Annotated in this window: 9 protein-coding genes; 2 read left to right on the top strand and 7 right to left on the bottom strand. The window is 46.6% G+C overall.

Annotation, left to right across the window (positions count from 1 at the left end):
• Window positions 1–95: 95 nt before the first annotated feature.
• Complete coding sequence (locus HMPREF9447_RS12895; protein WP_044138077.1) at window positions 96–698, top strand: phosphatase PAP2 family protein; 603 nt, start codon at window positions 96–98, stop codon at window positions 696–698.
• Here HMPREF9447_RS12895 and HMPREF9447_RS12900 read toward each other — a convergent pair.
• From HMPREF9447_RS12900 to HMPREF9447_RS12920, 5 genes are all read right to left on the bottom strand, one after another.
• Window positions 695–2,314 carry a S41 family peptidase gene (locus tag HMPREF9447_RS12900; protein ID WP_009130184.1) on the bottom strand — a complete coding sequence of 540 codons (1,620 nt, stop codon included), beginning with the start codon at window positions 2,312–2,314 and terminating at the stop codon, window positions 695–697. The two genes, HMPREF9447_RS12895 and HMPREF9447_RS12900, sit on opposite strands and share 4 nt — an antisense overlap.
• Window positions 2,315–2,354: 40 nt before the next feature.
• On the bottom strand, window positions 2,355–2,807 hold the full coding sequence (gene coaD, locus HMPREF9447_RS12905) for a pantetheine-phosphate adenylyltransferase (RefSeq protein ID WP_009130185.1): 453 nt from the start codon (window positions 2,805–2,807) through the stop codon (window positions 2,355–2,357).
• Complete coding sequence (locus tag HMPREF9447_RS12910) at window positions 2,804–4,675, bottom strand: DNA topoisomerase IV subunit B (RefSeq protein ID WP_009130186.1); 1,872 nt, start codon at window positions 4,673–4,675, stop codon at window positions 2,804–2,806. Before HMPREF9447_RS12910 ends, coaD begins: the two co-directional genes overlap by 4 nt.
• Before the next feature lie 87 nt (window positions 4,676–4,762).
• A complete protein-coding gene (locus tag HMPREF9447_RS12915) occupies window positions 4,763–5,902 on the bottom strand; it encodes a hypothetical protein (protein WP_009130187.1) in 1,140 nt (379 codons plus the stop codon).
• A 69-nt stretch (window positions 5,903–5,971) separates the two neighbouring features.
• The gene (locus HMPREF9447_RS12920) at window positions 5,972–6,928 is read right to left on the bottom strand and encodes a calcium/sodium antiporter (protein ID WP_009130188.1); all 957 of its coding nucleotides are present in this window, start codon (window positions 6,926–6,928) and stop codon (window positions 5,972–5,974) included.
• A gap of 123 nt (window positions 6,929–7,051) precedes the next feature.
• Between HMPREF9447_RS12920 and HMPREF9447_RS12925 the strand changes: the two genes are divergently transcribed.
• Complete coding sequence (locus HMPREF9447_RS12925; protein WP_009130189.1) at window positions 7,052–8,854, top strand: mechanosensitive ion channel family protein; 1,803 nt, start codon at window positions 7,052–7,054, stop codon at window positions 8,852–8,854.
• 1,026 nt (window positions 8,855–9,880) lie between these two features.
• On the opposite strand, the gene HMPREF9447_RS12930 is transcribed toward HMPREF9447_RS12925, so the two are convergent.
• Together HMPREF9447_RS12930 and HMPREF9447_RS12935 are read right to left on the bottom strand one after the other, a co-directional pair.
• Window positions 9,881–11,164, bottom strand: a complete 1,284-nt coding sequence (locus HMPREF9447_RS12930; protein WP_009130190.1) for a WD40-like domain containing protein — start codon at window positions 11,162–11,164, stop codon at window positions 9,881–9,883.
• Between the two features lie 95 nt (window positions 11,165–11,259).
• Window positions 11,260–12,192, bottom strand: coding sequence for a metallophosphoesterase (locus HMPREF9447_RS12935; protein WP_009130191.1), 933 nt, complete (start codon window positions 12,190–12,192; stop codon window positions 11,260–11,262).
• Window positions 12,193–12,205: the final 13 nt, after the last annotated feature.

A 12,205-nucleotide genomic window follows, 5' to 3' on the forward strand; every position in this document is an offset into this window, starting at 1 on the left:
ACGAATTACTAAATTTATGGCAACAAAGATAGAATTTTTTTGTGAATACTCTAACAAAATCATCTATCTTTGCAGCAAACTATAAGAAAGACTGCATGAAAAGGACTATTTTTTTTGTATTTTTTGCATCGTTGGTTGTATTCAGTATTTCTGCACAGAATTGGGATATTAATACTTTACATCAAATAAATAGCTGGGATGGTAAATTTATTCGTAATTATAATAAAATAATTTCTCGTACAGAACCTTATATTGCCGTGGGAGTTCCTGTAGCGATGGCATTGGCTGCCTGGATAAAAAAAGACCGTGAATTATTGAAAGATGCCATATACGTAGGAACCAGTGTTGCCGGTGCTTTTGTGGTGACTTATGGTATGAAATATCTTATAGATCGTGAACGCCCATTCGACCGTTATCCCGATCAGGTGCATGCTTATAGTCACGAAACCAGTCCTTCCTTTCCTTCGGGACATACGGCAACAGCTTTTGCATTGGCAACTTCGCTCTGTGTGAGGTATCCCAAGTGGTATGTGATAGCTCCTTCCGCCTTATGGGCATGTTCTGTTGGGGTATCCCGCATGAATGAAGGTGTGCACTATCCGTCCGATGTACTGGCGGGTGCAGTCATCGGAGCCGGATGTGCGGTAGTCAATATCTATGTGAATCGTTGGCTGAATAAATGGTTATTCGGCAATTAATTCAGAATTTCCTGATATTTATTGGTATTCAGCAGTTCTAAAGCTTGTTGTACGCTATTGTTCGTAGTGTTTATTACTTGGAAATATTCATTCATATCCCAGAGGTCACGGGCAATCAAGGCTTTCAACTGTGTCTTTATCAAGGGCAGTGACTTGTTGTATTGCTCTTCGTTGAACTCAATCTTTTCCTTCTCGGCAGCAGCGCGTATGTCTGCAAGCATTTGTTCGTCTATCTCGAACTTATTGTTGAAGGAGTCGAACTTCTTGTATTTCTCCTGTAACTCTTTCCGGTGATTTTCTATGTACTTCGTTGTTGCTTTGATGACAACGCCTTTGGCTACAAGGTTCCGGTGGTAGTCAGTGTATTGGGTGGTGTCAATCGGTACAAAATAATCGGGCATGATACCACCACCACCATATACGGTGCGTTTCAGCTTCTTGGTTGAATTCTTCAGTGAGTCGGGGAAGTGGATGCTGTCGGCATGCATCATCTCTCCGCGGTTGAAGCGTTCTACCAAATCCATATTGTATTTCTCCTGACCATCATCTTTTCTGAGGCTTCTGCCATCCAGATTAGCGGTATGATCGTAAGGCTTCTGGATGCAACGGCCGGAAGGGGTATAATAACGAGCGATAGTCAAACGTATCATAGAACCGTCGGGCAGGTCGATGGGGCGTTGAACTAAACCTTTGCCGAAAGTGCGGCGGCCTACAACTAAACCTCTGTCCCAATCCTGTACGGCACCGGTCACGATTTCACTTGCAGAAGCGGAATATTCATCGACCAACACGATAAGGCGTCCGTTCTTGAAGTTACCTGTACCTCTGGCGTAGAAGTTGCTGCGTTGTGAGGTCCTTCCTTCGGTATATACAATAAGTTCTTTCTGTTGCAGGAATTCGTTGGCAAGGTCGATAGCTGCATTCAGATAACCGCCACCGTTGCCTTGCAGGTCAAGTATCAAGTCCTTCATTCCCTGTTTTTGTAGTTCTTTGAGGGCTGCCGTGAATTCCTCGGCGGTAGTGGCGCCGAAACGGTTGATGCGGATATAACCTGTTTTAGGCTGTATCATATAAGAAGCGTCCAGACTGAGAATAGGTATTTTATCACGTTTTACGGTGAAGAGCAAAGGGTCGTCTACTCCGCGGCGAACAATGGTCAGTTTTACTTCCGAGTCCTTTGGGCCACGCAAGCGTGCCATAATATCTTCTGTGGACATCTTCACGCCGGCAATGGCGCTGTCGTTTACTGCAACGATACGGTCACCTGCCAGGATACCTACCTTTTCAGAGGGACCGTTGCTGACGGGCTGTATAATTAATAAGGTGTCTTCTATCATCTGAAACTGCACGCCTATACCTTCGAAATTGCCTTGCAGAGGTTCGTTCATCTTTTTCACTTCCTCGGCGTCATTGTATGTGGAGTGCGGGTCGAGCTGTGCCAACATGCGGATAATAGCTTCTTCCACCAGCTTATTTTCGTCTACCGAGTCTACATACAGGTTGGCAATAGCAAACTCTGCCATTTGTAACTTGCGGGCAGCTGCGTTGCCCATGTTTTGTGCCTGCATGGAAGTCATGGCACCTACACATATCATTAAGATAAGAAGTTTCTTCATTATTCTCTTCGTTTATCACTTATCACTTTGTTACTTATCACTAAATCTCCATCCCTTTGGGAATAAACTGGCTGATGTCCTTGCCAAACTGCAACAGCTCGCGGACGGTGGTCGAGCTGATACACGTCAGTTCGGGCTCGGTAAAGAGCAGGATGGTTTCGATGCCTGCCAGTTTACGGTTGATGTCTGCAATAGTTTCTTCGTATTCGAAATCTTTCACAGTGCGGATGCCGCGGATGATGAATTGAGCATCCACCTGCTGGGCAAAATCAATTGTCAGGCAATCATAAGAATATACTTTGATGCGTGGCTCGTTCCGGTAGAACCCCTGTATCATTTCCACGCGTTTTTCGATGGGGAAATAGGTGTTCTTGTTTTCGTTGATACCAATTCCAATGATGATTTCATCCATAAAGGTCAGCGCGCGGGCCACTACCGAGGAGTGCCCGATAGTGAAAGGGTCGAATGTTCCCGGAAAGATTGCTCTTCTCATGATGCCAAGTCTTCTTCTATAACCAGATTATTGATAATAAAGTTTTGCCGTTCCATGGTATTCTTACCCATGTAGAATTCCAATAACTCTTTCACAAGGTCCGTCTTGCGCAGGGTAACCTGCTCCAGACGCATATCTTTGCCGATAAAGTGCTTGAATTCATCGGGTGAAATTTCTCCCAAACCTTTAAAGCGGGTGATTTCAGGATTCGGTCCCAGCTCCTCAATCGCCTTCTGCCGTTCTTCTTCCGTATAGCAATAAGTGGTCTTTTTCTTATTACGCACGCGGAACAGCGGGGTTTGTAATATATATACATGCCCTTTCTTAATCAAATCCGGGAAGAATTGCAGGAAGAATGTGATGAGCAGCAGTCGGATATGCATACCGTCTACATCGGCATCGGTGGCGGCAATTACCTTGTTGTAACGCAATCCTTCAATGCCGTCCTCAATGTTCAGGGCAGCTTGCAGCAGGTTGAATTCTTCGTTTTCATATACCACCTTTTTGGTCAGGCCGAATGAGTTCAACGGTTTACCGCGAAGACTGAACACAGCTTGCGTATTCACATCACGGCTTTTGGTGATGGAACCACTGGCGGAGTCACCCTCGGTGATGAAGATGCAGGATTCTGCTTCCTGATCCTTTCCTTTGCCGTCGTTGAGGTGATAGCGGCAGTCGCGCAACTTGCGGTTGTGTAGGTTGGCTTTCTTGGCACGTTCGCGCGCCAGTTTGGTTACGCCGGCAATGGCTTTGCGCTCCTTCTCGGAGTCTTGTATCTTTTGCAGCATGACTTCCGAAACCAACGGGTTCTTGTGGAGATAGTTGTCCACTTCCGTCTTGATGAAATCACCTACATATTTATTCACACTTACACCGCCGGGAGACATGGAGGGTGAACCGAGCTTGGTCTTCGTCTGCCCCTCGAACTGAGGTTCTTCTACATTGATGGCGATGGCGGCAACGATACCGTTGCGGATGTCGGCATACTCTTGGTTCTTGTTGTAGAACTCCTTGATGGTGCGGGCGATGTGCTCTTTGAGAGCACTCTGGTGCGTTCCACCCTGTGTGGTATGCTGGCCGTTGACGAAGGAATAATATTCTTCGCCGTATTGGTTGGTATGCGTAAAGGCTATTTCAATATCTTCTCCTTTCAGATGGATAATGTTGTACAACCCCTGCGCAGTCATGTTGTCGTTCAGCAAATCTTCCAGACCGTGGCGCGAAATGATGCGCTGACCGTTGTAGATGATGGAAAGTCCTGTGTTGAGGTACGTATAATTACGCAGTAACATTTCCACGAAATTAGCCTGGAAGGAATAGTTGAGGAATAATGTGTTGTCCGGTTCAAAGAAGATGTAAGTTCCACTTTCTTCATTGGAGCTTTCCGTCACATCGCTTTGGAGATTGCCTTTTTCGAAAATGGCGATACGGACTTTACCTTCGCGATAGCTACGTACTTCAAAACGGCTGCTAAGTGCGTTCACGGCTTTGATACCCACACCGTTCAGTCCGACGCTCTTCTTGAAAGCCTTGCTGTCGTACTTACCGCCGGTATTGAGTTTGCTCACCGCTTCGATCAGCTTTCCTTGCGGAATGCCACGACCATAGTCGCGCACGCAAACACGAAGGTTATCCTCAATGTTTATCTCAATCCGTTTACCTGCACCCATTTTGAATTCATCGATGCTGTTGTCCATTACTTCTTTCAGCAATACATAGATACCGTCGTCGTTCTGCGTACCGTCGCCCAAACGACCGATATACATGCCCGAACGGACACGGATGTGCTCCATGTCGTCAAGATGACGAATGTTGTCTTCCGTATATTCTACATTACCTTCGGGCATCAGTCCGTTGATTTCTTCCATAAGTTTAATATAGTGTTTAGTGATTGGTGATTAGTGATTAGTGCCATGCGGCGTGATAGTTAACTACTAATCACTAACCGTTAATCACTAATGATTAATCTCTTTAATAAACGCCCTGCGCCGTTTATGCTGTTCGGTTTCGAAGTACTCCCATTGCGCTTGTACCTTGCCGTTCAGCTCCAGTTCAGGGTTGCTCTCTGCAAATATAAAACCTAATTTTTGATAAACCGGAATTAAATCGGAAAATAACAATGCGTTAACACCTTTGTTCTGGTACTCCGGTTTCACGGCAATGAGCAATAAGTCCAACATCTTGGCGCGTCGTTTCATGAACAGGGCTTTCAGCAAATAATACCATCCGAAAGGTAATAACCGCCCGTGCGCTTTCTGTAAAGCTTCGGACAGGGATGGCATCGAAATCCCTACGGCAACCAACTGGTCGTTTTCGTCTATGATGAGTGGCACCATGCGCAGGTCTATGATGGGCAGATACATCTTCACGTACTGGTCAATCTGCCGCTGTGACAGGGCCGAGTATCCGAACAGAGGCTTATATGCTTCGTTCATCAGCTCAAAGATGGCTTGTCCGTATTCGCGGGCGATTTTCTTTGAAGAAGTATATTTCTTGATTCGGAGATTATATTTTCGTTGGATAAGGTCGGAGATGCGTTTATGTTTCTCCGGTATGGCATCCGGAATGTAGATTTTGAATTCCACCCAGTCGGCATCCTTTTCAAAGCCCATGCGCTCCATGTGCTGCGGATAGTAAGGATAGTTGTAGATGGTTGCCATAGTACTGAGCTGGTCGTATCCTTCGATGAGCATGCCCTCTGCGTCAAAGTCTGTGAACCCCAGTGGGCCTTGTATATGGGTCATCCCACGTTCTTTTCCCCATTCTTCCACAGTGCGAATCAGCGCATCGGAGACTTCGGGGTCGTCAATAAAATCAATCCAGCCGAAGCGGACATTCTTCTTTTCCCAGGTTTGATTGGCTTTGTGGTTGATGATGGCAGCTACGCGTCCTACTATTTGGTTGTCTTTGTATGCTAAGAAATACTCTGCTTCGCAGAACTCAAATGCCGCATTCTTTTTCTTACTGAAAGTGTTGAGCATATCGTCGTAAAGATCGGGAACGGAGTAAGGGTTGCCTTTGTATAGCCGGTAATTGAAGCGGATGAACCGTTTCAATTCTTTAGTCGTGGAAACTTTTTTGATTGTTATTGCCATAATTTTATGTCTAATGAAGTGGCAAAGATACATGATAATCTTTAAAATACCACGCGACGGAGATAAAAACTAATTGTAAATAAGTACCACTGTATAAGCTATGTAACAAAGTATCAGTATGCTGCCTTCGATGCGCGTGATAGTCCGCTTAGCAAAGAACAGTCCGAATATCCATAACAGGATGCTGGAACCTACCAATACCAACAGGTCCAGATTGGTGATACCCGTCAGATGCAACGGTGTGATGGAGGCGCTGCATCCCAACACAAAGAATATGTTGAAGAGGTTACTTCCGATTACGTTTCCGATGGCAATTTCCGGGTTCTTCTTCAAGGCCGCCACGATGGAGGTGGCAAGCTCAGGCAGAGACGTACCGCCTGCCACGAGAGTCAGTCCGATGACGGATTCACTCACTCCCAGACTTCGTGCAATGCCACTGGCACCATCCACAAAGAAACTACCACCGGCAATCAGTGCCGCCAGTCCACCTATTATATATAGTATAGAACGCCACATGGGCATCTGCTTGATTTCTTCTTCCTCTTCGTCTTCTTTTTTTCCTTGAAAAGCAATGGCAAAGGTATATCCGAGAAAGATAATGAAGAAGCAAAGCAATATCAGTCCGTCTGTGGTGCTGAGTACGTTATCTGCACTATGGTCCAGCAGCACATCATTGGCGCAAATCAGCAGTACGATGGACGAGAGGATGCAGAGGGGAATCTCCTTTCGCAACGTGTTCCTGGAAATAACGATAGGTGCGAAGAGCGCCGTGCAGCCCACAATCATCAGTGTATTGAATATATTGCTGCCCACCACGTTTCCTATAGCGATGTCCGCACTTCCTTTCAGGGCGGACGATACGCTGACCGTCAGTTCCGGAGCGGAAGTTCCGAAAGCAACGATGGTAAGACCGATGACAATGGACGGAATGCGGAAACGTTTGGCGATGGACGCCGCTCCGTCTGTCAGACCGTTGGCTCCTAAAAGAATGAGGAGAAGACCTCCGATAAGAAAGAGAATATCCATAAAAATACTGATTTGGATGCAAATATAATTAATTCCTTTTTATGAAAAGTGAAAAACATTCCGTATGTTTGGCGCGTTAATTAAACTTAAGGTCTAGAGTAACCTGTTAAAGGACTTTCATATATGAGAAGAATTAGCGCGTTATGCATCTGTCTGTTGCTTCTGCCCGTGTGTGGGGCATCTGCCCAGTTGGTAGAGAAGGTAATGGATATTTTTAATGAAGATACGTTGGGAGCGGTTGCGCCGCTCAAAGCAGATACTGATTCTGTATATAAGTTGAGGATGCGGCAGGAGCTGGATGTTGCACGGCTGAATGAAGCTAATCTCAGGATGGAGATAGAGCAAATGAAGCTGAAGTATGATGCAGCCGATTCCCTCAAGCTGGCACAGCAACGCCTGCGCATTGATTCACTCCGGAGGATGACCCCGGGTGTTCCTGTAGTGGTGGAAGGCGACACGCTGTATTATTTGTTTGCCAAGCGGGGCGGACATTCTCCCCAGCAACGTGCCGAGATGAATGCGGCAGCCATTACGGAACTGGGTAAACAGTTTAATCTGCAACCGGACTCGGTGTATATAGACCGTAGTGACATTGTCACCGACCTGATGTATGGCAATAAAGTGTTGACTTCGTTCACCGACCAGGATGGGCTTTGGGAAGGTTGTACGCGCGACGAACTGGCGGCTGCCAAGCGGAAGGTGGTAGTGGATAAGCTCAAAGTGATGAAAGACGAGCATAGTCTGTGGCAGCTTGGCAAACGTATTCTCTATTTTGTTCTCGTCATTATAGGTCAGTATCTCTTGTTTAGACTCACCACTTGGCTGTTCAATAAGCTGAAAGTCCGTATTCAGCGACTGAAAGATACCAAACTGAAACCGATTTCCATTCAGGATTATGAATTACTGGATACGCAGAAGCAGGTGAATTTGCTTGTTTTCCTGGCGAATCTGTTGCGATATGCGGTAATGTTGCTTCAATTGGTGCTGACGGTGCCGCTGCTTTTCTCCATATTTCCTCAGACAAAAGACCTTGCTTACAAGTTGTTCTCATATATATGGGACCCGATAAAGAGCATCTTTCTGGGCATAGTGGAGTATATTCCTAATCTGTTTACCATCTTTGTCATCTGGCTTGCCGTGAAATATCTGGTGAGGCTGGTGCGTTACCTTGCCAATGAAATACAGTCGGAGCGGCTGAAAATAGGAGGGTTCTATGCCGATTGGGCCATGCCTACGTTCCACATTGTGCGTTTCCTGCTTTATGCATTTATGATTGCGATGATTTATCCCTATCTGCCGGGTTCCAAGTCGGGTGTTTTTCAGGGAATATCGGTCTTTGTGGGATTGATTGTTTCGCTGGGGTCAAGTACGGTTATCGGTAATATCATAGCGGGATTGGTGATTACGTATATGCGTCCGTTCAAGTTGGGCGACCGCATCAAACTGAATGACACTACGGGCAATGTGATTGAGAAAACTCCGTTGGTAACCCGCATACGTACGCCGAAGAATGAGGTGGTGACTATCCCGAACTCTTTCATCATGTCTTCGCATACAGTGAATTTCAGTCAGTCGGCACGCGATTACGGGTTGATTATCCATTCTGAAGTCAGTGTAGGGTATGACATACCTTGGCGGAAGACGCACCAGTTGCTGGTGGAGGCTGCGCTGAACACTCCCGGAGTAGTGGACGATCCGCGTCCGTTTGTATTAGAAACTTCTCTACAGGATTATTATCCGGTTTATCAGGTGAATGCTTATATAAAGGATGCCAACCAGTTGGCACAGGTTTACTCCGACCTGCACCAGAATATTCAGGACCGCTTCAATGAAGAGGGCATTGAGATTATGTCGCCGCACTACATCGCTACGCGCGACGGTAGTGAGACGACGATACCTAAAGATGATTTGCGGGGAAAGAAGTAATTCTCTTATCGAACGGAGAAATAGTGTCGTCGTCCAGCAACCACTTCCATATAGGAATGACTTTTTATCGAGTATATTCGATAAAACATCTGTTTGGCGGGTATCTCAGTTTACGGGATTCTATTTTTAATTGTACCGAATTCGGTACTATAAGTACTCTTTCAATGGCAGGTAGCCTGAGTAGTTGCAATGTATTTAAATGAAATCATTGTCCTATAAATATGCATTTAAGTCGGTTAATCTTATTGCTTTATTATGAATATTATTGTCATTGATCGCTTTTATGCGGAAAGACGGGCGAACGGTCTGAATTGAAAATCTGCCGACCGTCCCGATGATAATAGGAAAGAATGCAAGGAACGATATCGTGATTGTTTGGAAAGAAAGCTATTGGCCTGGTTATGGATTTCTTTGTATGTGTTGTGCTAATAAAACCAATCAAATTGTTTTGTAAAGAGGGTAACTCGTATCAAACAGCTCCTATGGGAAAATAGAGAAAGACCTTGTGAATGGCAGATAAAACAGCTCTCAAAGGCGGATTCCCCCTTTCATTTTACCTGAAAACAGCCTTTCAACCCACCAAACTATACCTTTTTGGGCAGATAACTACACTCTTTTGAGTAAATAGCGTAGCCTTCCGGACAAGATGAATCACTATATCCCGTCCCGTTCCCTACCATGGGAACGCTCGTTCCCCTTCGTGGGAACTGGCGTTTCCCTTTGTGGGAACTGTCGTTTCTCTTTGTGGGAACTGTCGTTTCTCTTCGTGGGAACGACAGTTTCTCTTCATGGGAACGCTCGTTTCTCAGGGCGGGAACGGTAGTTTCCTACCGGTAGGAAACTGCAAACTCTTATATATGAATGGTTTGGAAATACTATCAAAAAGCACTAATCGTAAGCATCAACAAGATGCCATACTTCAGTTGTCCGGCAAAGGTTGCAAATGCCGAACAGAAAGGCATATCAAGAAGAAAGCCGACAATAGAGACATCATTTTTCAGTAAAGAAGGGATGTCTCTTCTTGCTTTATCGTGCCATCACAATCTCCGAATAGGAATAGCCGATGCCGGGAACTGATTGCCAGTCTTTACTTACTAAATCGTATGCATAAATCAGTCTGCCGCCCCGGTAAGTGTCGAACAATACGTAGAGCTTCAGTGTCTCTGTATCTTCAGCGAGCATGGTTATGGAACGTGCCGGGTTGGGGAATGTGGCAAAAGGCTCTTTCAGGGTCATTGTAGCCTGGTCCCACAGGCGCAGTTCGGTCTGACCATCGGTTTTCACTATGGCATATCCTCCGGTGCGCACGTACTTGGTGGTTCCGTTATCTTTTTTATCGGTTATTGTCCAGAAGGGAATGAGTGCGGTGGCCTGTATCTGCTCGCCGACATGTACTTTGCTACTTTGCAAATTCAGTACGACGGGCGTAAAGCTGTTATTGCCGTTATCGGCCGAGAGTAATAGCTGGCTGGCACTGCTCTGTATGCCGGGATAGCGTGTCAAGGCTTCGGGCTTTATGCCTGCGGGTAGTTCGTAGCGGTGACTCAGGTTCGGCTCCCGGGTGTAAATCCAGGGTGCGACGGATGCCAGCATCACTTCATTGGAAGATATCTGTCTCACGGCTATTATGGAGCCATCGGTATTGTTGCAAAGGGTCAATATGTTTTCAAGTCCCATATCCTTCCAGTAGCGCATGGAGAGGTCGTAACAGTATACCTTGCGGACTCCGTCCTTCGTTTGTATTCCGCAGAGACGTTGGCTTTCGGGGGCGTTCACTACGCAGGAGAAGTCTTTTTGGTCTTCTGCCAGTTTCACGATGTTCTTAGGGCTGCCATCTGTGAGGTTTACGTGCTCGATGCAGTTATCATGACCCGTGTCGGAATGGGAGTTGGTGATGCCGTAGAGTTGGAACTCTTCGGGTGCCTGGCCGTTGGAGACTGCGATTTCGCCAAGCGTCATTATGTCGCCGGCGCGGCGTAGAAGTATTTTGGTAGTTGAAGCGGGATAGTGTCCGGGTGCCAGGAAGGTGATGCTTGTGGCAGTCTGCTCCAACATGACGGGCAATACGCCACGGGCATAGCCCTGATAGTTGAGTACAGGCTCGTCGGGAAGCGGCCAATAGATTTCGAACATGACATCGTCGTCAGTCTGGAAGCCTTGCGCTTTGATGGTTACTTTATCTCCGGGGTTGAATACGGTGCCTGCGGCAGGCATCACGATGTCGGTTACTAAGATGGGTTGTTTGTCGTCATCTTTTGCACAGGCCGCAAGCAGCAGACCGAATAACAGGAAGAGATATATCTTCTTCATAGCATTTTAATGTTTGAACTATGCAAAGGTATTATTTTTAGCGATATACTTTCTTCTCTTCACTGTGTATTTTGCCTCGGAAAGTTAAAAAGGAATTACCGTGAGGTGCGTGTCACGGTATGTAGCACATTCCCTTTCTTGTCAATCATCCGCAATGTCAGTTCCTTCTTGTCCGCCGAAACGATGGAGAAACCCGGTTCCGGACTGCAAAACACTGTTCCTTTCGTGGGTTTCACTTTGCGGGAAAGGGAGCCGGAGGAGTTGACGATGTAATCAATATTGCTTCCCGCCTTGCGGATGTGCTGGAAGTTGTGGATATGTCCGCAGACGTACATATCTACTTTATGCTTGCGGAGTATCGGGTCGAGGCGGGCTTGCATATCCCGGCGTTCGCTGTTGTCCTTCGGAGTTTCAGCGTAGATGGGGTGGTGTCCGGCAACGATGACCCAGTCTTCTTTTGCGGCGGTCAGTACGGAGTCTATCCAGGCAAGTTGTTGCTGTAAGTCCTGCTTGCAGGCGTCGGGATAGGTGGTGGAGTCGTTGCGGTATTTGTCCATCATGGGGGCGGTGTCCACCCAGACGATGCGGAGGGTGATGCCGTCGTCTTCAAATACTTTGGTATAGTAGCGGGCGGGCATGGTCCAGCGACGACTGACGTTGGTGTAGTCCATTACGGCTTGCGTGTTGCCGCGGTATTCGTGGTTGCCAAGTACGGGAAACCAGTCTATCATTAGTTCCGGGTGGGAGTAGATAAGTTCGTAGTTGGTCATCCATAGAGGGTCGTTCACGCTGCGTACGCCTTCAAAATGGTGGATGTCTCCGGTGGCGACTACGAATTCGGGACCGACTTCTTCGGCCATGGTTCCCATCAGTTCGGCTATGGGCTTCTGGTCGTAGTAGCCATTGCGGCCGAGGTCGTTGGCGACGTAGAAGTTGAATTTCTTGTCGAAGATGGAATAATCCGTTATCTGTGCGGTTGCCCAGTTGCTGAGGAGGGCAATTAAAAGGAGAAAGAATACTTTTTTCATTATTATATTGATT

Origin of the sequence: Bacteroides oleiciplenus YIT 12058, from assembly GCF_000315485.1 — a bacterium.
Taxonomy (GTDB): Bacteria; Bacteroidota; Bacteroidia; order Bacteroidales; family Bacteroidaceae; genus Bacteroides; species Bacteroides oleiciplenus.

Coding starts and splice junctions, on each gene's coding strand:
- HMPREF9447_RS12895 (WP_044138077.1), top strand. CDS start 96: ATGAAAAGGACTATTTTTTTTGTATTTTTTGCATCGTTGGTTGTATTC.
- HMPREF9447_RS12900 (WP_009130184.1), bottom strand. CDS start 2,314: ATGAAGAAACTTCTTATCTTAATGATATGTGTAGGTGCCATGACTTCC.
- coaD (WP_009130185.1), bottom strand. CDS start 2,807: ATGAGAAGAGCAATCTTTCCGGGAACATTCGACCCTTTCACTATCGGG.
- HMPREF9447_RS12910 (WP_009130186.1), bottom strand. CDS start 4,675: ATGGAAGAAATCAACGGACTGATGCCCGAAGGTAATGTAGAATATACG.
- HMPREF9447_RS12915 (WP_009130187.1), bottom strand. CDS start 5,902: ATGGCAATAACAATCAAAAAAGTTTCCACGACTAAAGAATTGAAACGG.
- HMPREF9447_RS12920 (WP_009130188.1), bottom strand. CDS start 6,928: ATGGATATTCTCTTTCTTATCGGAGGTCTTCTCCTCATTCTTTTAGGA.
- HMPREF9447_RS12925 (WP_009130189.1), top strand. CDS start 7,052: ATGAGAAGAATTAGCGCGTTATGCATCTGTCTGTTGCTTCTGCCCGTG.
- HMPREF9447_RS12930 (WP_009130190.1), bottom strand. CDS start 11,164: ATGAAGAAGATATATCTCTTCCTGTTATTCGGTCTGCTGCTTGCGGCC.
- HMPREF9447_RS12935 (WP_009130191.1), bottom strand. CDS start 12,192: ATGAAAAAAGTATTCTTTCTCCTTTTAATTGCCCTCCTCAGCAACTGG.